The following is a 23,033-nucleotide window of genomic DNA, read 5'->3' as shown; positions in this document are numbered from 1 at the left end:
ACACCGGCGTGTCGGCCCGTCGCCGAGGCGCCGTGACGGTGGCGCGGCGTGCGGGCCGTCAGGGCCGGTCGAGGCCGCCGGTCACGACGTCGACGGGGCCGACGCGCAGGATGCCGTCGTCCAGGGGGGTGCAGCGTACGCCGCCCCGGCCTCGCAGCGCCTTCCACGCGCCGGGACCGACGGTGACGTCCATCCAGGCGCAGGGATGCGCCGGCCGGTTGACCCGAAGGCTGACCGGCCCCTCCCCCGAGTCCAGGGTCAACACCGACCCGACCAGCTCGTCCACGGCGATGCCGGCGGTGAGGACGTTCCGCCGGACCTGCACCAGGTCGACACCGGGCGGCAGCGACTCCTGCGCGATCACGGTGACGCTCGCCTCCCGGTGCGCCGGCTTGCCGAAGTACCGGTCGCCGACGATGCCCAGCCCCGCCCGGACCCGGACCTCCTCGACCAGCTCCCCGGGCGGCGCAGGCGCCGGGCCGTCCGCGGGCCGGCCCACGTAGCGGTGCACCGGCGAGGCCAGCAGCTGCACGATCCGCGGCATGACCGGAGTCTACGAAGCGGTCCCGGCCGGGACCGCCCGTTGTCCCGGCCAACTCTCCCCGGGATGCGTCAACGAACCGCCGGGCCCGGCAGCCGGGCACGCAGGGCCCGGACGGACCAGTCGAGCACCGACGCCAGGCTGTCGGCCGCCGGCCAGCCGTTGACCACGGAGAGAAGCCGCAGGTAACGCTCCCTGCGCGGGTCGCTCGCGGACTCCAGCCGAGCCAACATCCGGCGCCGGAGGTCGACGTCGTCAGGACGGCCGCACAGATCCCCGTACCGTGTCATGACCGTCGCCACGACCGTGTCCGCGCGGGGGTGAGACCGGGTCGACGCCCGCCCGTCGCGCCGGCTCGACCTCGTCGCCGACCAGCGCGACGGCGTCACGGCGCACGCCCCCGGCGCCGCCGCGGGCCCGGTCGGGCCGCGGCCGGTCGGCGGCACGATCCCACGGTCGGAGTAGAACCGGATGGCCTTCACCGTCAACCCGGTCCGCCGGGCCAGTTCCCCGATCGAGTAGAGCGTGTCACCGTTCATACCGCCCACCCTCGCGCCTCCCCCTACGGGAGACGCAAGCCACCCGCCCTCCGGCGGCCGTCCCCGGCGTGAGGCCGTCACCCGTGGTCGTACACCGTCACGGCGATGTCGCGCGCGCAGAGGCTGTGCTCGATGAGGGGCTCGATCCGGGTCCAGGTGCCGCCGGCGAGCCCGCAACCGATCCGCGGCATGTGCACCGACGCCCCCAACGCCTGCGCCTGGTCGGCGAGCGACGTCAGGCAGCGTTCGACGGCGTCGTAGCGGATGGGTGGCCCGCCGCTGCCGGTCCTGATCCCGCGCTGGCCGACCATGTTCGCCACCCACACGTCCGGCGCGACCCGCACCAGGCGGGTCGCGCCGAGGGCGAAGTCGTTGCTCGCGCGGTGCCGGTGCCAGTCGCGGTAGTCGCGTTCGGGCTGGGGCCAGCGACGGGAGATCGCCACCACGAAGCCCCTGCCCCAACCGCCGAGGTCGTTGCAGATGTGCGCGATCACCTTCGGGCCCTTGGCCTGGGGGCTGGTCGCATCTCCCTTGATGATCCGCAACGGGGTCACGCCGGCCAGCATGCCAGCCGCGTACGACGCTCAGGCAGCGAATTACCGCCCCCGCACAGCGGCTACTGCTGCTGCCCCGAAGCGCAGTTGCTGCTCGTACGCCTGACGGTGTATTCGGTGTCGTCGTGGGTGATGCCGGACGGCACGCCGTCGAAGTGGCTCTCGACCTTCTCCCAGCCCCGGCGCTGCTCGTAGTGCAGGTGCGGCGCGCCCGAGTTGCCGGTGCTGCCGATCCGCCCGATCTGCTCGCCCTGGGCGACCCGCTGCCCCTCCCGCACCAGGGGCGGTTCGAGCAGGTGCAGGTACTGCGTCTCCCACCTGCCGCCGTGGTCGATCTTCACCCAGTAACCGCCGCCGCGGCCGCGCGGGCCGTTCGGGTTGTCGGGGGTGCGGCCGCCCAGCGACCCGTTGATCCCCGCCACGGTGACCGTGCCGGCGTAGGACGCGAGCACCGGTCGCCCCCACGCCTCGCCCTCGGTGGGGAACAGGTCGACGTCGTAGTCGTCGTGGCCGGGGTAGGTGCCGAGCTGCCAGGTCTCGCCGCAGGCGACGGGGAGTTGGAAGAGCGGGCGGGGACCGGGCGGCCGCAGCAGCGGCACGACGACCACGGCGAGGACGACGACCGCGCCGGCGACGACGGCGGCGACCGCGCCGAGCAGGATGGCCCTGCGGGCGGTACGGCTCCGGGCGCGGCGGCGGCTGCCCTTGCGGTTGCGGGCACTGGTCGGGTGGCCGGTGGTCACCGTCCAGAGCATGGCAGACGCCGGCAAGTCGTCCACCACCGGACGGCGCGGGTGGCACCGAGGTGCGGTTGGCGCCGATCCCCGGCGAGAGCGCGCACTGGTGCAGCGTCGTCTACTGGGCGGTGACGGCACCGGAGTGGCCGCCGGCAAGACTCGGACCAGGCCGCCGCGCGCCCCGCGGGCGGTGTGCGCTGGTGGCAGGTGCGGATGCCTACAGGCGTCCGTCGCCCGGATCGAGCAACGGTCACCGGCTGTTCACGGAGATCGATCTAGACGATCACTTTTAACTCTGTCTATATGAGTGCAGCAACCACCTGCTCTCACCCGGACGGAGCACCATGACCCGCACCCTGCGCGCAACGGCCGCCAGTCTCGCCGCGATCCTGGCCGCCACCCTCGGCCTCGCCCAGCCCGCCTGGGCCGCCGGCTACTCCGCCTCCCTCGACACCGCCGTCGCCAGCCTTCCCGTCGCCACCGAGGTACGCACCGGCTACAGCCGCGACCTGTTCCCCCACTGGATCGACGCCGACGGGGACGGCTGCCACACCCGCAACGAGGTCCTCATCGCCGAAGCCACCACCAGGCCGAGTATCAGCGGCACCTGCACCCTGTCCGGTGGCCGCTGGTACTCCTACTACGACAACGCCTACTGGACCCTCACCAGCGACCTCGACATCGACCACATGGTCGCCCTCGCCGAAGCCTGGGACTCCGGCGCCCGCAACTGGACCATCAGCCGCCGCAAGGCCTTCGCCAACGACCTGGGCGACAGCCGGGCCCTGGTCGCCGTCACCGACAACGTCAACCAGGCCAAGGGGGACCAGGATCCCGCCACCTGGATGCCGCCCTACCCCGCCGCCCGCTGCCGTTACCTCAACGAGTGGGTCGCGGTGAAGATCCGCTGGCGGCTCACCGTCGACAGCGCCGAGAAGAGCGCCCTGACCAACTGGGCCAACAACTGCCCCAACGTCACCATCTCCGTCACCTACGCCTACTGACAGCGCCACCCGCCCGGCCGGTCCGCCCTCCGGGCCGGCCGGGCCCGCTCGCGCCGGTCGACACCAGCACCGCGGCCGATCCGACACCGGCCTCGGGCAGGGGGCCAAGGGGGCTGACGGTGGGCCACCGGACACCGCCGGTTGCGCCGACGGCACCTGCTCCTGCCGGAAGGGTGACCAGAGGGATCGCCAGGTGGTCACGTACGGTCCAACTCGTGACGGTTGCCCGCTCGATCCTGCTGTTCCTCCTCGCCGCTCTCGCCGAGATCGGCGGCGCCTGGCTGGTGTGGCAGGGCTGGCGGGAAAACCGAGGACTGCTCTGGATCGCGGCCGGAGTCGTCGCGCTCGGGTTCTACGGCTTCGTCGCCACCTTCCAACCCGACCCCAACTTCGGCCGCATCCTCGCTGCCTACGGCGGCGTCTTCGTCGCCGGGTCCCTCGCCTGGGGCATGCTCGTCGACAAGTTCCGCCCCGACCGCTACGACATCGTGGGCGCAGCCATCTGCCTCGTCGGCGTCGCCGTCATCATGTACGCCCCACGCGGCTCCTAGTCCTACTGGCGCTCCCGTCATCGTCGGACGCCGAAGCGGAGCCGTCGGCCCGCTGCCCCCGTCACAGCGGGAACGAGTGTCAGCGCCGGTTCACGCGCGCCTCAGGCCACGCCCACGAGCGTAGTCCGGGTTGGCCTTCCCACCCGCCGCCAGCGCGTCGGTCGCACGTTCCGGGGCGGATGCAGAAGTTCCCCGCTCCCTGCTCAGACGTCGTGATAGGCAGTATGGGCGGATTGCACCGCTTTGCCCTATTCATGACATCAAGTTCAGATCAGGATGGTCTTATGCGCACGCGTGCATCAGCCCGTTTCGCTTCGGCGGGCGCAAGCTCAGACACTCATCCCCGGCGGCGTACCGGCAACCGGCCGCGCGCGGGCGCCACCGCGCTCGCCGCGGCGGGCGCCCTCGGGTTCACGCTGCTGGCCAGCGGCGTGGCGAGCGCCGCCGCGGCGAGTGCCATCCCGGCACCACCGCCGCGGCTCGTCGGAGGCAACATCACGACCTGCGAAGAGGCCGGGCTTGACGGCGAGATCATTCTCCAGAGCACAACCGGCCAATCGGCGAGTAACGCGGCGGGCACCGGGACCGTTTCCGCCGACGGTCTGACCCTGGACGTCACGATCAACGCCGGTTTCACCGCCACCGGCATCGCGGTCAAGGGCGGCCCGAACGCGAACGTGTACACCGGGCCGTTCGTCGGACCGATCCTGGTGGAGGACATGGAGGCGCCAACGAACCCGGGCGAGCAGCAACCCCAGATCAGCCACTGGTTCGTGTGTGGCTTCGAGCGGCAGCCGACCACGCCACCCACGAAACCGCCGAAGACGGAACTGCCGAAGACCGGCCCCTCGCTCAACGACCCGTCAGTCATGCTGCCGGTCGCGTTCGGCAGCGGCCTGCTCCTGCTCGGGGCCACGCTGGTCGTTCTCCACCGCCGCCGGGACGGCGAGGCGCGCGGCTGAGTTGCCAGGTGGCGATCACCACCCGGGGGCCGGAGTTCCCACTCGGCCCCCGGGTGCCGCCGCCAGGGCCGGTACGACCGGCCCTGGCGGGGCCGTGCTGGCGGAAACGAAGACACGGGGACGCGCCACAACAGCGGCCCGTCTCGGCTACCGGGATGCGGTGTGCCGCCACTGGTCGACCAGGGCCTCGATTCGGCGGGCCTCGGCCGCGGTCCTGACGCCACCCAGCCAGAGCCAGGCCGGGTCGTCCGGCACGGAGCCGTCCTCCACGAGCCGCGCGACGGCGGGCAGCCCGGTCGGCTTGACGAACGCGCGCAGCCGCGCAGCGACCACCCCGCCGCCGTTGGCTGTCCGAAAGACTCGAAGGTCGGCGACGTCGGACCACGGCAGCAGCCGACCCACCTCGTCCGCGTGCTGTAGAGCGACGCCATGCGGACACAACTGCGCGGCGTAACCGGTCGGTCGGCGCACGGCGCGGCCCTGGGCCGGTAGCAGCCGCAGCGATCCCTGGGCGAGCCGACCACGTACGGCGCCGGTGATCACGGCCAGGGCGACAGGAGCCACGCAGATGGCGACGAGGCCGAGGGTGAGCCGGAACATCTCCGACGAGTCGAGCCGTTTCGAGAAGGCCCACAGGGTCCCCGCCCAGAAGGCCGCCACGATGCCCACGGGAATCAGCAGCGTCCACAGCCACCGGCGCAGCCGAGGATCGCGGAACTCCCGCAGTCCGACCGACCCGTCACACTCGTGCATGTCATGCCTCCGCTTCGCCGGCTCCGCCAGAAAGAGGTCACGCCAGTACCGGGCGGCCACGCTGCGCTGTTCGGGCACGGTGACGCCGATGGCCCGGTCCCCCTCGCCGTACCCGCCTGGGATCAGCTGCGGGAACCGGCCCACTCCCCCGGCCCGGCCCGGCCCGGCGCGGGTCCGCGGGGCTGGCGAGTCCGTGACGGACGTCCGCGACCGTGGCCATGACTGTGCAACCTACCGCGACCGCCGGGCGCCCATCGGATGCGCCAGGACCGGCCATGGTCGCCCTGCGGCTGGGCGATCAGACGAACTCCGGCGCGCGAGACTCGTGGCGCGGTTCGACCGAGATGTGCGCGGACAGCGCGCGCAGGAAGTCGGGCGCGTCGAAGATCTCGCCGGCGGAGGCGACGCCGCTCGTCCTCGTCCGACCGCCGAGAACGCGATCGACCGCTTCGACGGCCAGCGGTGCGCTGATGGCGTAGATGTCCTGGCCGCTGGCGACGACGCGTCGTTGCGTGTCGCCGGAGCGCACGACGACGTCGACGCAGAACGTCTGCGCGGAGCGCCCGCGCTCGTCGACCGCAGTCGGCGCGGGTGCGCCTGGAGCGGCCAGGTCCCTGGCCGCGTCGGTGGTCATGTACGTGCGCACCTCGGGAATCGACAGGTGGCTGGGGACGGTGACGACGTCGGCCATCGTGAACCCGCCGAGGACGGTCCGGGGGCCCACCGGAGCGGGAAAGTCCCAGTGCAGGGTCGGCAGGTCGCGCTCGTCGACGTAATACTCCAGCCGGCCACCGGTGTAGCGGACACGTTGGCCATCGCGCCGTTCGCGGGAGACGGTGCCGGAGGCGAGGGTCCCGGCCGTGGGGTGCCAGCTGCTCAGTCCGTACGCGACGTGCGCCTCGTCGGCCGCCGTCCAGTCGCCCATCGCCGTCGTGACCAGAAGATCGCCGAGTCCGCCGAAGAAGGCCATCGCCGGGACCACCGCGACGCCTGCGGCCTGAGCACGGTCGGTGAAGTGCGTGAACGTGTCGAGGTTGGCCTCGATCTCGGCCGCCACATCCACGTACGGGACCCCGGCGCGCAGGGCGGCCTCGATCACGGGGGCCGCGGTCGAGGCGAACGGGCCGGCGCAGTTGACGACCGCGGCCGCGCCACTCAATGCCCGGTCGAGCGAGGCCGGATCGTCGACCGACGCCACCCGGTGTTCGAGCGCCGGATGCGACGCCGCCAGCGCCTGGAGCCTGTCCGCGTCGCGACCGAGGAGAAGCGGGACGAACCCGCGATCGCGCAACTCCGTCACCACGAACCGCCCGGTGTGTCCGTACGCGCCGAACACCGCCACGGTCTGACCCGAACCCATCTGCAGTTCCTCCCTGCTCCTCGAAAGATCGACCAAGGAGACCTTCTCAGCAGCGGCCGACCCGTACCAGTGTCTGGAATGCCATGCCCCGTACAGTTTCGGACATGACCATCGTCGCGCTCGCCGCCACCGACGGGATGCTGCACTTCGAGCTCGCCATGGTCTGCGAGGTCTTCGTCCGCGACCCCTCCGGCCTGGCGGACCCGTGGTATGACCTGGTGGTCTGCGGCCCGGGCCCGGTCCAGATCGGCAGGTTCCGGATGGAACCCGACGGCGGGCTGGACCGGCTCGCCCGCGCCGACACCGTGATCATCCCTGCCGTGGAAGACATCGACGCGGACGTGCCACCCGACCTGCTCGACGCCGTCCGGGCGGCCCACGAGGCGGGCGCTCGGATGGTCTCGCTGTGCACCGGCGCGTTCGTGCTGGCCGCCGCCGGGGTGCTGGACGGGCTGCACGCCACCACGCACTGGGCCCACACCGATGCGCTGGCCGCCCGCTACCCCCGGGTGAAGGTCGACCCGGACGTGCTCTACGTCGACAACGGCAACGTGCTCGCCTCTGCCGGCAAGGCCGCCGCGGTCGACCTGTGCCTGCACCTGATCCGCCGCGACCACGGCTCGACGGTCGCCAACGCCGTCGCCCGCCGGCTGGTCGTGCCGCCGCACCGCGCCGGCGGCCAGGCCCAGTTCGTCACCACCCCGGTGCCCGCCCGCGACGACCATCCCCTGGCCAACCTGCTCCCCTGGGCGATGGAACGGCTGAACCGTCCGCTGACCGTGGAGGACCTGGCTCGCCAGGCGAACATGAGCTCGCGCAACCTGGCCCGCCACTTCAAGTCGGTGACCGGCACCACCCCGCTGCAGTGGCTGTCGACGCAGCGGATCCGCCGGGCCCAGGAGCTGCTGGAGAACACCGACGACAGCATCGACGCCATCGCGCAGGCGGCCGGGATGGGGACCGCCACGACGCTGCGCCGACACTTCAACCGCACCGTGGGCGTGCCGCCGGACGCCTACCGTCGCACCTTTCGCAGCGCCTGGCCCTCATCGGTGTGAGGCAGGAGCGAGTGGCGCGAGATGCCACCAGCCGCCTCAGCGAAACTCGGGCAGACCAAGCTGCCCGCATTGGAGATGCCCCCGTGCCGCCCTGCCCTGCGTGCCTCTGGTCTGGCTGCACGGCCGGTGAGGGCAGGGCGGACACGGGGAGGCGGAGGTGCGGTCAGGTGAGGTAGGGCGCCAGCTCGGTCTCAAGGACGGCCTTGGGCAGCGCGCCGATCACGGTCTTGACGGCCCTGCCGCCCTGGAAGACCTTCATCGTCGGGATGGAGGTGACCCCGTACCGCGCGGCCGTCTCCGGATTGGCGTCGATGTCCAGCTTGACGACCTCGATCTTGTCCGCGTGTTCGGTCGCGAGCTGGTCGAGGATCGGGGCGACGGCGCGGCACGGCGGGCACCAGGCCGCCCAGAAGTCGACGAGGACGGGCTTGTCGCTCATGAGGACGTCGTCGGCGAAGGTGGTGTCCGTCGTGCTGCGTACTGCTGACATTGCTCTTGGCCCTCTTCCCTGGGTCAGGCGGCGGTGGTGGAGAGATCGCTGGACGCGGCCACCACGGCGCGGTCCAGCAGGTTCTGGGGGAGGGTGGTCAGGTAGTGCTCGGCGTCGAGTGCGGCGACCGTGCCCGATGCGGCGGCAGTGACCGCCTGGCGGTAGGTGGGGTCGACCACGTCACCCGCGGCGAAGACGCCGGCGAGGTTCGTCTTGGAGCTGCGGCCGTCCACGGCGATCGTCCCGTCCTCGGTGAGATCGAGCTGCCCGTGTACGAGGTGGACGCGCGGGTCGTTGCCGATCGCGATGAACAAGCCCTGGAGCTCCAGGTCACGTCGCTCGCCGGTGAGGGTGTCGGCCAGCGTGACGCCGGTGACGTCGTCCTCGCCGTTGATGGAGACGACCTCGGCGTTCCAGACGAACTCGATCTTGTTGTTGGCGAACGCGCGGTCCCGCATGATCTTTGAGGCGCGCAGGCTGTCGCGGCGGTGGATGACGTAGACCTTGTCCGCGAAGCGGGTGAGGAAGTTCGCCTCTTCCATCGCCGAGTCACCGCCGCCGACGACGGCGATGGTGCGCTGCCGGAAGAAGAACCCGTCGCAGGTCGCGCACCAGGAGACGCCTCGCCCGGACAGCCGGCCCTCGTCCTTGAGGCCGAGCTTGCGGTAGGCGGACCCCGTCGCGAAGACCACGGCGAGGGCCTGGTGCTGCTCGCCCGAACCGAGGGTGACGGTCTTGACGTCGCCGGTCAGATCGACGGCAGCCACGTCCTCGAAGACGATTTCGGTGCCGAACCTCTCGGCCTGCTGCTGCATCTTGTCCATCAGCGCGGGGCCCATGACCCCCTCTGGGAAGCCGGGGAAGTTCTCGACCTCGGTGGTGTTCATCAGCTCGCCGCCCGCCTGGACGGAGGAGGCGATCACCAGCGGCCGCAGGCCGGCGCGTGCGGCGTAGATGGCCGCGGTGTAGCCGGCGGGGCCGGATCCGATGACGATGATCTGCCGCACGGGAGATCCCTTCTGCTAGGCGGAGAGCCGCCTGGGTTGGCCTTCTGACGTTCGCCAACGCCGCCCGCCCATGAAGTATTCCGCATGTGCACAGCATGTATTCTAGATGTGTGTCTGCTACCCGGTCTTCCTCGTCCTCTTCCTCGGCGTCGATGCAGGTCTTGAAGCGGCAGCTGCGCACCGCGCGCAGGCTCAACGTGGTGCTCGCCGTCGCCGCCGTGTTCCTCCTCGTCGTGGCCATCGCCGGGGCCGGCAACAGCAGGACGGGTGCCGAACGGCCGGTGCCGAACGGCGCCGCCGGAACCCCGTCCGACGGCGCGGACGCGACAGACCCCATCGCGTTACGCGATCCGAAGGACCCCCTCGCCGTCGGCGATGTCGACGCGCCGGTGGTCCTGGTCGAGTTCGCGGACCTGCGCTGCCCCTACTGCGCCCTGTTCGCCCAGCAGACCCTGCCCACGCTGCTCAAGGACTACGTCGACACCGGGAAGGTTCGCTACGAGTTCCGTGACGTGGCCTTCTTCGGCGACCAGTCGGTCGACGCCGCCGTCGCGCTGCGCGCCGCGGCCGAGCAGGGCCGCTTCATGCAGTACCTGACCGCGGTCTACGGCGCCGCCCCGGAGAACAAGCATCCTGACCTGTCCCGCAAGAAGCTGATCGCGTTCGCCCGATCTGCCGGTGTCCCCGACATGGCGGCATTCGAGAGCGACCTCGACCGCAAGGATCTGCGCGACGCGGTGAACGCCGCCACCAGCGAAGCCCATCAGCTGGGGATCACCAGTGTCCCGTTCTTCGTCGCCGGCGACCAGGCACTGTCCGGCGCCCAGCCCCTCGCGGCGTTCCGGCAGCTTCTCGACGCTCAGCTCGCGAAGGCTGGCCCGCGGTGAGCATCGGCCTGGCCGGAGCCCTCATCGGAGGCGTCCTCACCCTGCTGAGCCCGTGCTCGGTGATGCTGCTGCCGGCCTTCTTCGCCTACGCCTTCACCAACCCCACCCGGCTGGTTGCCCGCACCGCGGTGTTCTACCTGGGCCTGCTGACGACCCTCGTACCCATCGGCGTCCTCGCCGGGAGTCTGGGTGCGGTCATCAACGAGCACCGCACCCTTCTGGTGACCGTCGCCGCCGGCGTCGTGATCGTGCTGGGGCTGGTGCAGCTCGCAGGCGTCTCCCTGCCGGCCTTCGGCCACACCTCCGCCGGGGAGAGCACTTCGACCGCGTCGGTGTTCCTCCTCGGCACCGTCTACGGGATGGCCGGCGTGTGCGCGGGCCCTGTTCTGGGCTCCGTACTGGCCCTGGCCGCGCTCGGCGGCGACCCGCTCTACGGTGGGATCGTCCTGGCCGTGTTCGCCTTCGGCATGGCCGTCCCGCTGTTCGTTCTGGCGATCACCTGGTCGAGAATGCCGTGGGTGCGGCGTCTGGTGCGTCCCCGTCAGCTCCGTATCGGCCGGTGGACCAACACCTGGACGCAGATCGTGAGCGGGGCCCTGGGCATCGGCCTGGGCGTCCTGCTCGTCGTCACCGACGGCACCGCCTCGCTCAGCGGGCTCCTCGGCACGTCCCAGCAGTTCACCGTCGAGGCCCGCGCCCTGGACGGCGCCTCGCACGTTCCCGACCTGGCCGTCGTCCTGGCCGCCCTCCTCGTCCTTGCGGCCGCGTGGCTCGTCCACCGCCGCCGGTCAGCGGTCTGCGAACAGCAAGCGTCCCCCGACCAGCACGGGGGCGACCAACGCGAGTAGCCGCGGCGGTTACCGGCACCCACTCCGGTCCGGAGAAGATGGTTCCCATGTCGACGACAGAAAGCGCCTCCGAGCGCGCCTACGCGGCCATCCGCGCAGGCATCCTCAACGGAGCACACAAACCCGACACCATGCTCGGCGAGGCCAGTCTCGCCGCCGAGCTCGGCGTCAGCCGCACCCCTGTGCGGGCCGCCCTGGCCCGGCTCCAGGACGAGGGGTGGATCACCGTGTACCCCAAGCGCGGCGCTCTGGTACGCAGGATGAGCGAAAAGGCCGCGGAGGATCTCGTCGACGCCCGGCTCATCATCGAGGCCACGGCGGTGCAGCGCGCCACACCGGAGCGCCGGATGGCCCTCGCCGCGCGCCTTGAGCAGGACATCGACCAGCAGAAGGAAGCACTCGCCGACCGCGACCTGAACGGCTTCATCGAACTCACGATCGCCTTCCATCGCTCCTTCGTCGAGGTCGGCGGCAATCTGGTGATGCTCGAACTCAACGACCGGCTCGCCGACCGTCAGCGCTTCCTGCTCTTCAGCTACGGCGAGACCCTGCTGGCCCGCTGCGAAGCCATCATCGCCGAGCACGAGAATCTCGTCGCCCGTCTGCGCGCCGACGACGCCCAGGGCTTCGCCGAGGCCCTCCGCGCGCACGTCGGCGACACGTACGGTTCTGACCTGCGACAGCTGCGCATGTGACCATTCGCCCCACCTCCCAGCCTGCCTGATGCTCGTCGAAGGCGCTGCGGGTTCGCGCAGTGCCCCGAGTGGGGCGGCGGGGCACCACCGCAGGACGCCCGCTGTGCTGCTTGTGCCGCTGCGGCAGCCCGCCACGGCCCGACATTGGTACGCCAGGCGCGTGGCATGGTTTGTGGGGCCGAGGGTTAGTTGCGCCCGGCCATGACGCCGCCGTCGACGTCCCAGACCGCGCGGTGACCCAGCCGGTCTGGTCCGACAGCAGGAACGCCACCGTGGCGGCGACATCGTCGGGATCTCCAGTACGCCCGAGGGGGTGGAAGGAGTTGAACCCGTCGAGCGCGGTGGCGACGTCCGCCTTGGGGATGAACTCCTCGTAGATGGGGGTGCGGACGACGGCGGGCGCGACCGCGTTGACCCGGATGCCGTGCGGGGTCAGGCGGTTTCGTAGATCCTGACCTCGGGGTCGGCGGACAGTAGCGGGGTCAGACCACCGACGACGTCCTTGGTGAACAGGTCGCTGTCGAGGTAGGCCCGGGCCTGCGCGGCGGTGGAGAAGCCGTGCAGGACCTGGACGTCCTCGTCGCGCACGAGCAGTTCCTTGGAGTTGGCACCGGGGACCGTGTCGAGGAACGGCTGCTTGTACTGCTGGTAGACGCCGGCAGCCTCGGCGCGACGCGATTCCTCGACGGTGAGAGTGATTTCCAGGTAAGCCGTCACGTGCACATCCCTTACGAATCGTCACCCACGAGAAACCCCGCAGGCGAGTCCACCGTAGATTCGCGGGAATCCGTCCGGTAGAGCATCATCCGTGATCTGGCCATAACCGAAGCTAATGACCGCTCGGACGTGGGACCGCCGGCCTGCGAGTAGCGCAGTCCCTCGACTTTCACCCTGAGCCCCTCCCATTCATAGCCTCAGGTTATGCCCGTATTCGGTGTCGCCCCCTACCGCCCACCTTCCGGCCGCCCTACGGTAGGAAACCTGCTCCGCTGAATACGCGAAAGCAGCCGACATATTCCTCCGGCGTTCCGGAAGGGTCGGGGAATACCACCTCCGGAAACCGGACGTTCCTTTTCGTCAGGAGTGACTGTGCCCCAGGACTTACGCCGAGTTCACCAGGCCGCTCAGGTGACGGAGCCCGGCGGGCCCGTGCTCGTGACGCCGGTGCAGGCACGCAAGCCTGGAGCGGGCGAGGTGCGCGTGGACGTCCTTGCGTCGGGCATCTGCGGAGCCGATGCCGGCATGGCCGCAGACCCCTCCCCGGCGCACGGATTTCCCATCACCCCCGGCCACGAGGTGGCCGGCGTGATCGCGGAGCTGGGCCAGGGCGTGCACGGCTGGGAGATTGGCGAGCGGGTGGGAGTGGGTTGGTTCGGCGGCAGCTGCGGCACGTGCACGGCATGCCGGTCGGGCGACGTCGTCCACTGCCCACGGCGCCAGATTCCCGGCCTGTCCTACCCCGGCGGATGGGCGTCGAGCATCACCGTCCCCGCAAACGCTCTGGTCCGTATCCCGGAGGGGCTCTCCATGGCGGAGGCCGCGCCCTTCGGGTGCGCGGGGGTGACCACCTTCAACGCGCTGCGGCACAGCGGAGCCGAGCCGGGTGACCGTGTCGCCGTGCTGGGGATCGGCGGCCTGGGACACCTGGCAGTGCAGTTCGCCGCGGCCATGGGTTTTGAAACCGTAGGCATCGCACGCGGCGAGGACAAGCGGCAGACGGCCATAGAGCTCGGCGCACATCACTACATCGACGCCTCCCGAGAGGAGGCCGGACGAGCGCTGCGCGAGCTGGGCGGATGCCGGCTGATCCTGTCCACGGCCGCCAGCAGCGCGCCGCTGGCGGGACTCATCGACGGCCTGGTGCCGCACGGCCGTCTCACCGTCGTCGGTTTCGACGGCACCCCCCTGCAACTGCCGCTGGGCAAGCTGGTCATGTCTTCCCGCAGCGTCGCCGGCCACGTGACCGGTAACCCGACCGACACCGAACAGGCGATGCGCTTCGCCCTGGCCAGCGGTGTCCGGCCCCACGTGCAGACCGCGCCGCTGGAACAGGTGGGCGAGGCCCTGAAGGCCCAGCGGGCCGGACAGGCCCGCTTCCGCATGGTCCTCACCCCCGCCGCCTGACGCACACCTCGTCACGCACCACACCGACGGGCGACCGCCCCTGCCGCGCTGGGCCGCCCCGCCCTGGCTGCCGCCGCCGGAAGCAGGGCGGGCACGACTGCTGCCGTACGCCGGGACAGCTCGGCACGAGAGATGGAGGAGACCGCGCATGCCGCATCCTGACGGCCAGCCCGTCGTCGTGATCGGCGCGGGAGCTGCGGGACTGGCCGCGGCCACCGCCCTGACCGACGCCGGGTGCGACACCCTGTGTCTGGAGGCCCGCAACCGCCCCGGAGGCCGCCTCCTCAGCACCCCCGTGGACCGGGAGCGCGCCCTCGATCTGGGGGCCACCTGGTTCTGGGACGGGGAGCAGCGGGTGCAGGCCCTCGTCGCCCGGCTCGGTCTCGACACCTTCGCGCAGCACACCGCGGGCGATGTCCTCTTCCAGGACGTCACCGGCACCCACCGGCTGCCGGGCAACCCCGTCGACGTCCCCGCTCACCGCTACCCGGCTGGCGCCGACGCCCTGAGCGACCGGCTGGCTGCCGCCCTGCCCGCCGGCACGCTGCGCCTGAACACCCCCGTGACGGCGGTTCGCGCCACCGGCGGCGGCCTGGCCGTCCACACCCCCGACGCGGTCCACCGGACCGGCCACGTCGTTCTCGCCGTGCCGCCCGCCCTGGCCCTGGCGCGCATCGACTTCGGCGACGCACTACCCGCCGACCTCGTCAGCGTGGCTGGCGCCACCCCGGTGTGGATGGGCGCCGTCGTCAAGGCCGTCGCCGTCTACCCCGACGCGTTCTGGCGCAGGGACGGCCTGGCCGGCGCGGCCTTCAGCCGCACCGGCCCCCTCCAGGAACTCCACGACATGTCCGGTCCTCAGGGCCACCCGGCGGCGCTGTTCGGGTTCGCCCCCGCCACCGCCGCGGGGCCCGGCTTCCGGCAGGCCGTCACCGACCAACTCACCGAGCTGTTCGGTCCGGCAGCAGCCCGCCCCGACGCTCTGCACGTCCAGGACTGGAGCGCCGAACACTGGACCTCGCCGCCCGGCGTGCACCGTCTGCGTGACTACAGCCTCTTCGGACACCCGCTGTATCAGCAGCCGGCCCTGGACGGGCGACTCCACTGGGCGTCGACGGAAACCAGCACCGGCTACGCCGGACACGTCGAAGGCGCGCTGGCCGCCGGCCAACGCGCGGCCCGCACCATCCTGACCGCCCGCTCCGCCCCTGCCGGGAGCATCCCCGGCCGCGGGCGGACCCCGCTCCGATGACACAGGTGACCCCATGCACGAGGTAAGAGCACTGCTGCACGAGTACGACCGCGCCCGCGCCTACACCGACGAACTGTGGAAGGACCTCAGCCCGGACGAGGTGACCTGGCGGCCCAGTGAGAACTCCAGCGCCATCGGCTGGCACCTCGGCCACCAGGCCCACGTCGCCCACTTCATGATCCGCAACCTCACCGCGGCCGAGCCCAGCCCCGACCCCGAGTTGGACGCGCTCATGGACTCCGCGCAGCCCGAGCGGTTCCGCGGCGCGCTGCCCACCGTGAAGCGGCTCACCGAATTCCGCGACACCGTCGCCGAACGCGTGCACGGCCGGATGAACGACATCGCCGCCGGCCGCGTCGCCGCCCCGGCCCAGCTCACCGTCGTCGCCACCCATCTCCTGGTTGCCCTCATCAACCACGAGTACCAGCACGACCAGTGGATCGGCGAAGTCCGCGCCAACGACCTCGGTCACGCCCTTCCGCCTGATCCGGACACCGGCCAGGTCTCCCGCCTGGACGGATATCTCGTCCTCAATCCTCTCGCGTGAGCCTCACGTTCCGCGCGCCACCGGCGGCCTGACCTACGGCCTGGTCGTCTCCGCCGCCGGCTATCCGGTCCTGGCGCTCATCGGTGGCATCGTGTCCATCGCCACCCTGCCCGCCATCGCCGCCACCGCGAGGAGCCGATGAACCCGCCCACCGACCCCGCCGTCCGCACCGTCGACGGCACCGGTCTGCTCTGTGTCACCCTCCTGCTCCGGCTGCGGAAGGAAATCGACGGCGTCCCGCCGGGCACCATCGTGCACGTCATCGCCACCGACCCCGTCGCACCCATCGACCTACCCGCCTGGTGCCACCTGACCGGCCACACCTGGCTCGGCCGCCAACCATCCGAGTCCGGCACGGTCTACGCGATCCGCGTCGCGGCAGCAGCCGCACCGGTCGACCAGCAGCGGCCCTGGATCACCCGCCGCTGACCGGCCTGCGGGGCGTACACCGGCCCGCCGTGCCGCACCTGAGCCGCTCCGATCCGGCGGTCTCCAGCCCGGTCACGGTCAGCACGCGGCGCAGGCGAGGGCGGCAAGCCCGCCGGTGACCTTGCTTCTCGTGGGAGGGGCGTTGTCGACCGTCGTTCTCGTCGCGTTCGACGGCGTGGATGTCGGCATCGGTGACCCACAGCTGCTGAGACCTACTGACCAAGATCGACGGAAACACCGCTGGTTGAGATAGTCCAGGCCGGGGTTTGGCCACCAACGGCGGGTGCGCCATCGCGGGCTCGGTGTGGGATCGCACGGGTGAGGCGTGCATACCGCACGGTCGGAACATGACACGGCGGGGATCGGCTCTGTCGCCGGTCACCGGCAGCCTCGGAAGCATGGATGACGTCGTGATTGAAGTGGACAGCCTACGTCGCAACTACGGGGAGTTCGAGGCGGTCCGAGGGGTGTCGCTGCGGATCCACCGTGGTGAGCTGTTCGCCCTGCTCGGCACCAACGGTGCCGGCAAGACCACCACGATCGAGGTGCTGGAAGGGTTGCAGCCGGCCACCCATGGCCGGGTCCGGGTGCTCGGGCTGGACCCGGTGCGGGACCGGGCAGCGCTGCGCCCCCGGACGGGGGTGATGCTCCAACACGGTGGATTCACCGGCTCGCTGACGGTTCGGGAAACGGTGGAGATCTGGCGGTCACTCACCGTCCGGCCGTACACCTCTCACGAGGTGCTGGAACTGGTCGAGCTGACCCACCGGATGGACGTGGCGGTCGAGCAGCTTTCCGGGGGCGAGGGGCGGCGGCTGGAGCTGGCCCTGGCCGTGCTCGGCCGGCCGGAGGTGCTCTTCCTCGACGAGCCGACCACCGGCATGGACCCGGCCTCCCGGCGACGCACCTGGGACGTCGTGCGGGAACTCCAACAGAACGGCACGACGGTACTGCTCACCACGCACTATCTGGAGGAGGCGGAGGTGCTCGCCGACCAGGTGGCGATCATGCGGAGTGGGCACATCGTAGCGACCGGAGCCCCGCAGGACATCGTCCGCACCCTGCCTGCCCGGATCACCTTCCGGCTGCCGAAGACGGACGTGCTCCCCGGCCTGCCGCACGCCACCCGCTCGGTCGAGGGCGACCGGGTCACGTACGAGTCGCGTCAGCTCCAGACGGATCTCACCCGACTGCTCGACTGGGCCAACACGAGCGACGTCCAGCTGGCCGCGCTGTCAGCACGACCGGCCACTCTGGAGGATGTCTTCCTGGACATCGCCGCCGACCACGATCTCACCAACCAGCACGCGGAACCGGAGGCTGCCCGATGAGCGAGACGATGACGACGCAGACCCCGGCCACCGCGCCCGGCGACCGGGCCACGCGGCCGTTCTGGCAGATCGCCGCGCTGCTGAAGATGGAGCTGTTGGCGCTGCGCCGCAACTGGACGGCCACCGCCATGTCTGTGGTTTCCCCCCTGATAATCGCCGTCCTGCTCGTCAGCAGCTACGCGGGTCAGACAGTGCCCGGCGTCCGCAGGGTCGTCAGCGTCACCACCCTGATCATGGTCTTCCTGGTGCACCATCACCTGACCACCGTGTACGCCTCCCGCCGCCAGGAACTGGTGCTCAAACGCCTGCGCGCCGGGCTTGCCTCGGACCGCACCATCCTGCTCGGCACGGCCAGCAGCACCGTGCTGATGTTCCTCGCCCAGTTCGTCGTGCTGGCCTGCTACGCCGTCGGCGCGCTCGGTCTGCCGGCGCCGGCGAACCCGCTGGTCATGGCGATGGCACTGCTGCTGGGGTCCGCGATCATGGCGGCGTTCTCGGCCGCGCTTTCTGCGGTCACCCGCAGCTCCGAAGCGGCCATGCTGACCACCCTGCCGACCGTGGTGATCTTCCTGGCCACGCCAGGTGCGATGCTGCCGCTCGGCGCGCTGCCGGAGTCGCTGGAGCGGGTGCTCTGGTTCCTGCCCACCGGGCCGCTCACCGAGATGCTGCGGGTCGGCTGGCTCGCCCGCACCGACGAGGGCCAGGTACTGACTCTCGCCGGAACGTTCGTGGCGGTGCTGCCCTCCCTCGGTGTTCTGCTGGCCTGGCTGGTGGTGTCGCTTCTGGTGGCCCGCCGGTACTTCCGCTGGGAGCCCCGGCACAGATGATCGAGGACGCTGCGAGCGACTCCCCACCGGATGGTGGGGTGGGCCACCGCGGGCCATCTTGACCTCGCGCCGCCCGGGTGGGCGGGGGTCACGTCGGGACCGGCCGGCGCCAGATGGGTGCCGGCCGGCTCGGCGTGGACAAGGTCGTCGACGTGGTGGGCTGCACCGCCACCCGCCCGAGCGGGCGGTGGTTCTCTGCGTGGACGAGAAGAGTCAGGTCCGAGCCCTGGACTGGGCACAGCCGGTACTGCCGATGATGCCCGGCATGCCGCCGGGGCGGCCGACGGGCCGGACGATCAGCCGGCGCGGGCGACGGCGCCGATCAGCTGACGTTCGGTGGGGGTCATGCTGAGCATCACCCACTGCACCTTGCCCTTGGTGATCAGACCGACCATCTCGGGGTGCAGCTGGGTGAACCAGCTCTGCACGCTCATCAGGCCCAGCGCGCTCGCCGCCGTCGCCGCCTCCGTCTCCGCCAACCGCTGGAGCAGCACGATGTCGCTGCGTACCAGCGCGTCGACGTCCCAGCCGGCCAGGTCGTCGCGGACCACCAGGGTGGCCCGCCAGGGCGCGCTGAGGCCCGAGTCGGGGCCGGTGACCGGGCCGGTGTCGATCACGACGAGCTGCGGCTCGGTCGGGGTGGCCGCGGTCGGTGGCGCGACGCCCGGCGGCAGGAACGAGGCGACCTCCCGGCCGATGACGCAACGCCGCAGGAAGGAGTCCCACTCCTGCTCGCGGGCGGTCTGGATGAACAGCCGGGTACCGAGCGCGAGGGCCCGGAAGGCGAGCAGCTCGGCGCAGCGTACGCCGCCGGTCAGCAGCAGCCGCGTCGGTTCGGCCCGGAACAGGCGCAGCCCCACCGGCTCCTGCTGCCGGCTGCGCCCGACGACCAGGCCGCCGCCCCCGGCGACCAGGTGCAGACCGCCGACCGTGGCGGTGTCGGCGACGTGCAACCCCATCCGGCTGCCGGGGAAGGCGACGCTCTTCACCGCAGAAAACCTCCGAGCGGAAGCGTGGCGGCCACGCCGTGCGCGTGCTCGCCGTCGAGTCGTTGCAGCCGACCGCCGTGGCCGCGGATCGCCTCGTGCAGGGCCTGGTCGGCGGCGGCGAGTGCGGTCGGGTCGGTGCCCATCAGGCGGAACGCCACCTCCACGGCGACGTCGTCGCCGGCGGTGCGGCTGGCCGCGATCGACACCACGCTGGCGGCGGCGGGCAGCCCCCGCAGCAACGGGTCGACCTCCCACGGCCGGCGGGGCCAGGCCAGCATCCGGTGACAGCTCTGCGGGGCACCCTGGGTCGACCAGCCCCGCCAGGTCTCCCGGGCCAGCGGCCGCTCCCCCGCAGCGCCGGGCGCCCCGCCGGTCAGGTGGGTGAGGGCGGTGACGGCGGCGAGCACCTCGTCCCGGTTGAGCATCCGGGCGGTCACCCGCTCCTGCCGCAGCTGCCGCCGCATCCGCCGAATCGCCGCGGTGAGCGTCGGGCGCAGGTCACGGTCGGCGTGGAAGTCGGGGGTCCGCGCGACCTGGAGCACCACCCAGGCTTGCCGGCTGGCCGGCACGTCCCCGTTGGTCAGCTCCCGGTACGCCCGGTCCACCGCCGCCGCGCCGGAGCGGGCGCGCGGTGCCGGCGTCACCTGGATCAGCAGCTGCACCACCACCGGGGGCGCCTTCTCGTCGGCCGCCGGCAACAGCGAGGCCGGGGACGGCAGGGCCTGGGGCGCGCTCATCAGCAGGGCACCCTCGGTCGGGTCGACCTCGAAGACGGCGCTCAGTCCGCCCCGATGGGTCAGCAGGACGGCCGGCTGGTCGTCGACCTCGACGGTTTCCAGCTCGACGCCGCGCTCAAGTTGCGCCAGCAGCTGCGCGGCCGCGTCCCCACCGGTGGCGGTGAGCTGCCGGCGGCGGCCCCGAAAGCCCCACCAGACCGAAATCCACTGGTACAGCCACCGGTTGCGGAACCGGATCATCGTCGGGGTGAGCAGCAGCATCGCCCCGGTGGCCACCGTGGCGGTGAGCGGCACGCCGTGCGGGGAGGCGGCGAGCACCGCCGCTGCGCCGGCCTGCCATGCCACCAGTTGGGCGACGTTGACGCCGCCGATCCCGAGGGCGGCCTGGTGTGGTCGTACCGCTTTGGTGGCTGCGGCCGCGACCGCCACGTCGGCGGCGGCCGCGGCGGGCTGGGGGGCGGCGGCCTGCGGGGGCGGCGCGGCCTGCGCCGTGGCGGTGGCCTGTGCGGCCGTCGCGGCCTGCGCCGTGGCGGTGGCCTGCGCGGCCGTCGCGGCCCGTGCCGCACTGGCCGCCTGGCTGATGTACGCGGTGCCAACGGCCGCCCGGCCCTGCCCGCGCTGCGCCACCCCGTCCTGCCACGGGCCGGCGCCGGCCCGGCTCACCGTCGGCGCGGGCGCCGGCACGCTGGCCTGCTGCGGTGGTGCCACCCGTGGCGCGGGCGGCACCTGCCGAGCCGGTTGGGCGGCTGCACCCGGATGGTGCTGCCAACCCGGTTCACCCGGCCGTGCCGCACCCGGATGCGTCACCTCGCGTCCCTCCTCACCTGGGCCGGCCCGCTCAGCGACCGATCGCGGCGCGGATGTCGGCCACCGTCACGGTACGCAGTTCGTCGAGGCTGGGCCGCTGACCGGACTGGCGCAGCCGTTGCGCCTGGGCCTTGCGGACGCCCTCGAAGAGCTTGCGGGCCTCGCGGGCGTTGCCGAAGTTCTGGTCCCGCTCGATGGTGGCGAAGTGCGCCTGGAGCAGATCGGAGACCCCGTCGGCGAGCAGGTACTCGTCGCCGACGGCCATCCGCTCCACGATGACGACCAGTTGCTCGGGGCTGTAGTTGCCGAACTCGATGGTCTTTGCGAAGCGGGACGCCAGACCCGGGTTGGCGTCGAGGAACTGGAGCATCTCCCCGGTGTAGCCGGCGGCGATGACGGCCACCTCGTCGCGATGGTCCTCCATCAGCTTGACCAGCGTGTCGATGGCCTCCTGCCCGAAGTCGCCACCGCTACCGAAGGATCGGGAGAGGGTGTACGCCTCGTCGATGAAGAGCACCCCGCCCCGGGCCAGGTCGAAGGCCGCGGCCGTCTTCTCGGCCGTGTGGCCGAGGTACTGGCCCACGAGGTCCCGCCGGGACACCTCCCGGAACGCGCCGCCGGGCAGCGCGCCGAGCGCCGCCAGCAGCTCGCCGTAGATGCGGGCCACGGTGGTCTTACCGGTGCCGGGCGCGCCCGCGAAGATCAGGTGGTGGCTGACCGTGCCGACCGGCAGGCCGGCACTGCGCCGCCACTCGTTGACCTGAATCTCGTCGATGAGCGCGCGGACCTCCTCCTTCACCGACTCCAGGCCGACCATCGCCTCGAGTTCGGCGAGCAGCTTGTCGGTGCGTGCGGTGTCCTGCTGCTTCGCGGCCTGCGCCGCCTCGGCCCCGAAGGTGGCCCGCCGGCTGGCCGTGCCCTCCACGACGGTCGGTGTGGCACCCTCGGCGACCTCGATCGCCGGCAGTGCGGTGTTCTCGGTGGTGCACTCCTCGACCGTGCCCTGACACCCGCGGGCGAAGGAGACGGCCGGGCCGCGGGTGTCGCGGATCCGGCAGCGGCGCAGTACGGGCGCGCTCTGGTGCACCACGGCGACTCCGGCGTGACCGGTCTGGGAGATGTCGCAGGCCTCGATGGTTGGGCGGCCGTACTGGTAGACGTAGATGCCGCGGTTGCCGCAGCGGGTGACCGTGCTGGTCCGGATCGTCGGGGCGGCGCCGATCCGGACGATGATGCCGTCCTCGCTCAGGTCGCTGAACTCGCAGCCCTCGACGGTGCCGTCGGAGTCCTCGATCACCAGCCCGTAACGGGCGCCGGTGACGCGGCAGCGGGTCAGGGTGAACTCCGACCGGCTGGCCACCGAGATGGCCGGGCCGAAACCGGCGCTCAGCTCGCACCCGGTCATGGTGAGCGCCGCCCGGTCGGCCGCCACGACCGGCGCGTCCCCGGCCTTGAGGACCAGGTCGCGCAGCTCCAGCCGGCCCGAGTTGCAGGACACCGTCGGGTACGCCCCGGACGAGGCGTCGATGGTGACCGTGCCGGCCCCCTGCGCGGCGACGATGGTGACCCCACGGTCGTTGACGAACAACGCCTCGTAGTAGGTGCCGGGGCTGACCGAGACGACGGTGTCGTCGTCCGCCACCGCGAGCGCGTCACCGATGGACGGATAGGCGCCAGGCTGGTCCGGGGAGACGAGAAGGGTGCGCGTCATGGCTCCGGTCTTCATACGGCGGAAGGGGCACGCCGACGATATCCCAGGCGGTCGACACGGCGGGAGCCCCGTCGCCGCGAGCCGAACCGTGCCACCCGGGACCCGTCCGGCGGACGGCGGGACCGGGCGCGTCGGCTGCTGGCGGAGCCGATCGGCGGTGCCGGGGAAGGTTGGCGGCGGCCGGGTCAGGTCGACGACGGGTCGGGCAGCCCGGTGCCGGCCCGAGCGGCACGGCGACGGGCCGCTAGGCTCAGGCCGGACCGATGGCTGGTACGCGAGAGCGGGAGGACGGA

The 23,033-nt window shown here is 71.8% G+C and carries 25 protein-coding genes and 2 pseudogenes; 14 read left to right on the top strand and 13 right to left on the bottom strand.

The features are described from left to right. Positions 1-58: 58 nt before the first annotated feature. From ACFY23_RS20645 to ACFY23_RS20630, 4 genes are all read right to left on the bottom strand, one after another. Positions 59-544, bottom strand: coding sequence for a molybdenum cofactor biosysynthesis protein (locus tag ACFY23_RS20645; RefSeq protein ID WP_350681428.1), 486 nt, complete (start codon positions 542-544; stop codon positions 59-61). 68 nt (positions 545-612) lie between these two features. Further along, positions 613-1,080: a MerR family DNA-binding transcriptional regulator gene (locus tag ACFY23_RS20640; protein WP_350681430.1), complete on the bottom strand. Its 468-nt coding sequence runs from the start codon at positions 1,078-1,080 to the stop codon at positions 613-615. A gap of 77 nt (positions 1,081-1,157) precedes the next feature. Continuing rightward, positions 1,158-1,646, bottom strand: a complete 489-nt coding sequence (locus tag ACFY23_RS20635) for a macro domain-containing protein (protein WP_350681432.1) — start codon at positions 1,644-1,646, stop codon at positions 1,158-1,160. A 50-nt stretch (positions 1,647-1,696) separates the two neighbouring features. Next, complete coding sequence (locus ACFY23_RS20630; RefSeq protein ID WP_350681479.1) at positions 1,697-2,389, bottom strand: M23 family metallopeptidase; 693 nt, start codon at positions 2,387-2,389, stop codon at positions 1,697-1,699. Positions 2,390-2,715: 326 nt separating this feature from the next. Here ACFY23_RS20630 and ACFY23_RS20625 point away from each other — a divergent pair, with 326 nt between their 5' ends. The 3 genes from ACFY23_RS20625 (at position 2,716) to ACFY23_RS20615 (ending at position 4,888) form a co-directional block, all read left to right on the top strand. Beyond that, positions 2,716-3,375, top strand: a complete 660-nt coding sequence (locus ACFY23_RS20625) for an HNH endonuclease family protein (protein WP_350681434.1) — start codon at positions 2,716-2,718, stop codon at positions 3,373-3,375. Positions 3,376-3,590: 215 nt separating this feature from the next. After that, the gene (locus tag ACFY23_RS20620) at positions 3,591-3,926 is read left to right on the top strand and encodes a YnfA family protein (protein ID WP_350681436.1); all 336 of its coding nucleotides are present in this window, start codon (positions 3,591-3,593) and stop codon (positions 3,924-3,926) included. 284 nt (positions 3,927-4,210) lie between these two features. Further along, positions 4,211-4,888, top strand: coding sequence for a hypothetical protein (locus ACFY23_RS20615; RefSeq protein ID WP_350819202.1), 678 nt, complete (start codon positions 4,211-4,213; stop codon positions 4,886-4,888). Between the two features lie 147 nt (positions 4,889-5,035). On the opposite strand, the gene ACFY23_RS20610 is transcribed toward ACFY23_RS20615, so the two are convergent. Continuing rightward, complete coding sequence (locus ACFY23_RS20610; protein WP_350681440.1) at positions 5,036-5,785, bottom strand: hypothetical protein; 750 nt, start codon at positions 5,783-5,785, stop codon at positions 5,036-5,038. 154 nt (positions 5,786-5,939) lie between these two features. After that, positions 5,940-7,001: a saccharopine dehydrogenase NADP-binding domain-containing protein gene (locus tag ACFY23_RS20605; protein ID WP_350681442.1), complete on the bottom strand. Its 1,062-nt coding sequence runs from the start codon at positions 6,999-7,001 to the stop codon at positions 5,940-5,942. Between the two features lie 104 nt (positions 7,002-7,105). Between ACFY23_RS20605 and ACFY23_RS20600 the strand changes: the two genes are divergently transcribed. Then, positions 7,106-8,059: a helix-turn-helix domain-containing protein gene (locus ACFY23_RS20600; RefSeq protein ID WP_350681444.1), complete on the top strand. Its 954-nt coding sequence runs from the start codon at positions 7,106-7,108 to the stop codon at positions 8,057-8,059. Between the two features lie 163 nt (positions 8,060-8,222). Here ACFY23_RS20600 and trxA read toward each other — a convergent pair whose 3' ends face one another. After that, the gene (trxA, locus tag ACFY23_RS20595; RefSeq protein WP_350681445.1) at positions 8,223-8,549 is read right to left on the bottom strand and encodes a thioredoxin; all 327 of its coding nucleotides are present in this window, start codon (positions 8,547-8,549) and stop codon (positions 8,223-8,225) included. A gap of 23 nt (positions 8,550-8,572) precedes the next feature. Continuing rightward, complete coding sequence (trxB, locus tag ACFY23_RS20590) at positions 8,573-9,556, bottom strand: thioredoxin-disulfide reductase (RefSeq protein WP_350819200.1); 984 nt, start codon at positions 9,554-9,556, stop codon at positions 8,573-8,575. Between the two features lie 200 nt (positions 9,557-9,756). Here trxB and ACFY23_RS20585 point away from each other — a divergent pair, with 200 nt between their 5' ends. Genes ACFY23_RS20585 through ACFY23_RS20575 form a run of 3 tightly spaced genes read left to right on the top strand, consistent with a single transcriptional unit; the run spans position 9,757 to position 11,986 of the window. After that, positions 9,757-10,443, top strand: a complete 687-nt coding sequence (locus tag ACFY23_RS20585; RefSeq protein WP_387051260.1) for a DsbA family protein — start codon at positions 9,757-9,759, stop codon at positions 10,441-10,443. After that, the gene (locus ACFY23_RS20580; protein ID WP_350681449.1) at positions 10,440-11,291 is read left to right on the top strand and encodes a cytochrome c biogenesis CcdA family protein; all 852 of its coding nucleotides are present in this window, start codon (positions 10,440-10,442) and stop codon (positions 11,289-11,291) included. Before ACFY23_RS20585 ends, ACFY23_RS20580 begins: the two co-directional genes overlap by 4 nt. A 47-nt stretch (positions 11,292-11,338) precedes the next feature. Beyond that, the gene (locus tag ACFY23_RS20575) at positions 11,339-11,986 is read left to right on the top strand and encodes a GntR family transcriptional regulator (RefSeq protein WP_350681451.1); all 648 of its coding nucleotides are present in this window, start codon (positions 11,339-11,341) and stop codon (positions 11,984-11,986) included. A 185-nt stretch (positions 11,987-12,171) separates the two neighbouring features. On the opposite strand, the pseudogene ACFY23_RS20570 reads toward ACFY23_RS20575, so the two are convergent. Together ACFY23_RS20570 and ACFY23_RS20565 are read right to left on the bottom strand one after the other, a co-directional pair. Further along, positions 12,172-12,413 (bottom strand): annotated as a pseudogene (locus ACFY23_RS20570) (SDR family oxidoreductase); the annotation flags it as partial. Positions 12,414-12,418: 5 nt separating this feature from the next. Beyond that, on the bottom strand, positions 12,419-12,703 hold the full coding sequence (locus tag ACFY23_RS20565) for a hypothetical protein (RefSeq protein WP_350681483.1): 285 nt from the start codon (positions 12,701-12,703) through the stop codon (positions 12,419-12,421). Between the two features lie 411 nt (positions 12,704-13,114). On the opposite strand from ACFY23_RS20565, the gene ACFY23_RS20560 reads away from it, so the two are divergent. The 7 genes and pseudogenes from ACFY23_RS20560 to ACFY23_RS20530 form a co-directional block, all read left to right on the top strand. Next, complete coding sequence (locus tag ACFY23_RS20560) at positions 13,115-14,110, top strand: alcohol dehydrogenase catalytic domain-containing protein (RefSeq protein WP_387051258.1); 996 nt, start codon at positions 13,115-13,117, stop codon at positions 14,108-14,110. Between the two features lie 148 nt (positions 14,111-14,258). Then, positions 14,259-15,362, top strand: coding sequence for an FAD-dependent oxidoreductase (locus ACFY23_RS20555; protein WP_350681455.1), 1,104 nt, complete (start codon positions 14,259-14,261; stop codon positions 15,360-15,362). Positions 15,363-15,375: 13 nt separating this feature from the next. After that, entirely contained in the window at positions 15,376-15,909 is a 534-nt protein-coding gene (locus ACFY23_RS20550; protein ID WP_350681457.1) for a DinB family protein, read from the top strand. A 138-nt stretch (positions 15,910-16,047) separates the two neighbouring features. Then, entirely contained in the window at positions 16,048-16,338 is a 291-nt protein-coding gene (locus ACFY23_RS20545) for a sulfurtransferase TusA family protein (RefSeq protein WP_350681459.1), read from the top strand. Positions 16,339-16,736: 398 nt separating this feature from the next. Next, positions 16,737-17,669, top strand: coding sequence for an ABC transporter ATP-binding protein (locus tag ACFY23_RS20540; protein ID WP_350681461.1), 933 nt, complete (start codon positions 16,737-16,739; stop codon positions 17,667-17,669). Then, complete coding sequence (locus ACFY23_RS20535) at positions 17,666-18,496, top strand: ABC transporter permease (protein ID WP_350681463.1); 831 nt, start codon at positions 17,666-17,668, stop codon at positions 18,494-18,496. The genes ACFY23_RS20540 and ACFY23_RS20535 overlap by 4 nt, the downstream gene beginning before the upstream one ends. Positions 18,497-18,653: 157 nt before the next feature. Beyond that, positions 18,654-18,767: pseudogene (locus tag ACFY23_RS20530) on the top strand (IS630 family transposase); the annotation flags it as partial. Between the two features lie 25 nt (positions 18,768-18,792). Here the strand turns inward: ACFY23_RS20530 and ACFY23_RS20525 are convergent. From ACFY23_RS20525 to ACFY23_RS20515, 3 genes are all read right to left on the bottom strand, one after another. Next, the gene (locus ACFY23_RS20525; protein ID WP_350681465.1) at positions 18,793-19,485 is read right to left on the bottom strand and encodes a hypothetical protein; all 693 of its coding nucleotides are present in this window, start codon (positions 19,483-19,485) and stop codon (positions 18,793-18,795) included. Next, on the bottom strand, positions 19,482-20,906 hold the full coding sequence (gene eccE / locus ACFY23_RS20520) for a type VII secretion protein EccE (protein WP_350819199.1): 1,425 nt from the start codon (positions 20,904-20,906) through the stop codon (positions 19,482-19,484). Before eccE ends, ACFY23_RS20525 begins: the two co-directional genes overlap by 4 nt. A gap of 154 nt (positions 20,907-21,060) precedes the next feature. Then, entirely contained in the window at positions 21,061-22,740 is a 1,680-nt protein-coding gene (locus ACFY23_RS20515) for a right-handed parallel beta-helix repeat-containing protein (protein WP_350681469.1), read from the bottom strand. Positions 22,741-23,033 lie beyond the last annotated feature (293 nt).

This window comes from Micromonospora sp. NPDC000121, from assembly GCF_042899165.1.
In the GTDB taxonomy this organism is placed as follows: Bacteria; Actinomycetota; Actinomycetes; order Mycobacteriales; family Micromonosporaceae; genus Micromonospora.
This window is presented reverse-complemented; position numbering and strand designations above follow the sequence as displayed.

What these genes read in the sequence shown, in the direction of transcription:
- ACFY23_RS20645 (WP_350681428.1), bottom strand. Translation starts at nt 544, where the DNA reads ATGCCGCGGATCGTGCAGCTGCTGGCCTCGCCGGTGCACCGCTACGTG.
- ACFY23_RS20605 (WP_350681442.1), bottom strand. Translation starts at nt 7,001, where the DNA reads ATGGGTTCGGGTCAGACCGTGGCGGTGTTCGGCGCGTACGGACACACC.
- trxA (WP_350681445.1), bottom strand. Translation starts at nt 8,549, where the DNA reads ATGTCAGCAGTACGCAGCACGACGGACACCACCTTCGCCGACGACGTC.
- ACFY23_RS20550 (WP_350681457.1), top strand. Translation starts at nt 15,376, where the DNA reads ATGCACGAGGTAAGAGCACTGCTGCACGAGTACGACCGCGCCCGCGCC.
- ACFY23_RS20540 (WP_350681461.1), top strand. Translation starts at nt 16,737, where the DNA reads ATGGATGACGTCGTGATTGAAGTGGACAGCCTACGTCGCAACTACGGG.
- ACFY23_RS20615 (WP_350819202.1), top strand. Translation starts at nt 4,211, where the DNA reads ATGCGCACGCGTGCATCAGCCCGTTTCGCTTCGGCGGGCGCAAGCTCA.
- ACFY23_RS20635 (WP_350681432.1), bottom strand. Translation starts at nt 1,646, where the DNA reads ATGCTGGCCGGCGTGACCCCGTTGCGGATCATCAAGGGAGATGCGACC.
- ACFY23_RS20630 (WP_350681479.1), bottom strand. Translation starts at nt 2,389, where the DNA reads ATGCTCTGGACGGTGACCACCGGCCACCCGACCAGTGCCCGCAACCGC.
- ACFY23_RS20625 (WP_350681434.1), top strand. Translation starts at nt 2,716, where the DNA reads ATGACCCGCACCCTGCGCGCAACGGCCGCCAGTCTCGCCGCGATCCTG.
- ACFY23_RS20545 (WP_350681459.1), top strand. Translation starts at nt 16,048, where the DNA reads ATGAACCCGCCCACCGACCCCGCCGTCCGCACCGTCGACGGCACCGGT.
- ACFY23_RS20535 (WP_350681463.1), top strand. Translation starts at nt 17,666, where the DNA reads ATGAGCGAGACGATGACGACGCAGACCCCGGCCACCGCGCCCGGCGAC.
- ACFY23_RS20640 (WP_350681430.1), bottom strand. Translation starts at nt 1,080, where the DNA reads ATGAACGGTGACACGCTCTACTCGATCGGGGAACTGGCCCGGCGGACC.
- ACFY23_RS20575 (WP_350681451.1), top strand. Translation starts at nt 11,339, where the DNA reads ATGTCGACGACAGAAAGCGCCTCCGAGCGCGCCTACGCGGCCATCCGC.
- ACFY23_RS20515 (WP_350681469.1), bottom strand. Translation starts at nt 22,740, where the DNA reads ATGACGCGCACCCTTCTCGTCTCCCCGGACCAGCCTGGCGCCTATCCG.
- ACFY23_RS20600 (WP_350681444.1), top strand. Translation starts at nt 7,106, where the DNA reads ATGACCATCGTCGCGCTCGCCGCCACCGACGGGATGCTGCACTTCGAG.
- ACFY23_RS20555 (WP_350681455.1), top strand. Translation starts at nt 14,259, where the DNA reads ATGCCGCATCCTGACGGCCAGCCCGTCGTCGTGATCGGCGCGGGAGCT.